At 47.2% G+C, this 1,171-nt stretch carries 1 protein-coding gene and 1 pseudogene; both read left to right on the top strand.

Annotated features, from left to right (window positions below; genetic code table 11):
- Positions 1-441: molybdopterin dinucleotide binding domain-containing protein (locus tag R8N28_RS25960; RefSeq protein WP_318183751.1), on the top strand; the 441-nt coding region annotated here is incomplete at its 5' end.
- A 244-nt stretch (positions 442-685) separates the two neighbouring features.
- Positions 686-1,171 (top strand): annotated as a pseudogene (locus R8N28_RS25955) (glycosyl hydrolase); the annotation flags it as partial.

Genomic DNA, 1,171 nt, shown 5'->3' with positions numbered 1-1,171 from the left:
CCATTCTGGTTGCAGTCTTGTCACCCAGACAAGCGTCTGCACTCTCAAATGTGTGAGTCTGAAGAGTTCCGCGCGACATACGCGGTGCAAGGTCGTGAGCCTGTTTACATCAACCCAATCGATGCAAAAGCAAAAGGCATCAAAGACGGTGACTTGGTACGCGTATTCAACGGCCGCGGTCAGCTACTAGCTGGTGCTGTTCTAACTGACAGTTACCCACGTGGCGTTATCCGTATCGAAGAAGGCGCATGGTACGGCCCTCTAAACGAGAAAGAAGGCGCAATCTGTACTTACGGTGACCCTAATACGCTAACGCAGGACATCGGCTCTTCTGAGCTTGCTCAAGCGACTTCTGCGAACACATGTATCGTAGACTTCGAGAAGTTCACAGGCAAAGTACCGCCAGTGACTTCATTCGGTGGTCCAATCGAAGTTGCTTAATTAGTGCAATTTGCATAAATCGAAATACCAGCCTTCGGGCTGGTATTTTTTTAACCAAAATTTCAGTGAGCGTTATCTCAATAACCGTTTTTGAGCGTCAGAGTGCATGGATTCGTGACGAAAATAACGAATTGCTCGCATCATTCACAGGATAATGAAGTCATATTCAAAAGGCTTCACGCGCAACCAAGCATCGTGGGGTCAATTGGACACAAAACAATAATAATCAGTGAGTAGATGCAATATGGCTCAGACCATTCAGTTAGCCAACCATTCCGAAATGACGATCATCGATAACGATCTGCACGTGGATGTGATTGGTAATCAAGCCCATTTCTCTTTCTCTGGGCTTCACAATAAGACCTTTACTGACCGTGAAGTGCTGTTCGAAATGCCGTTTCTATACGAGCACGAAGCCAACGTGATTGGTGATGGTTTTCAAATGTTGGCGCAAACGTCAGGAACGATCACGCACCCGATTGAAATAGGTCGCTGCCCCGACAACATTCCCCCATACCGTGTGTACTCGCAACATGCACCTAAGCGTTACTACAACTATCTAGTGATTGAGGATTCTGCTGGTTACACCTTGTTTGGCTTCACGACGTGCCGTCGATTTGCTGGTTACTTTGATATACAACAGCGAAATGGGCAGTGGATACTGACCGCAGCAATCGATGGCGAACACACGCAAGTGGCGGATTGGGAACACAATCAACTTGAGTCCATT

It is taken from the genome of Vibrio sp. Vb1554 (assembly GCF_033344235.1).
This window is presented reverse-complemented; position numbering and strand designations above follow the sequence as displayed.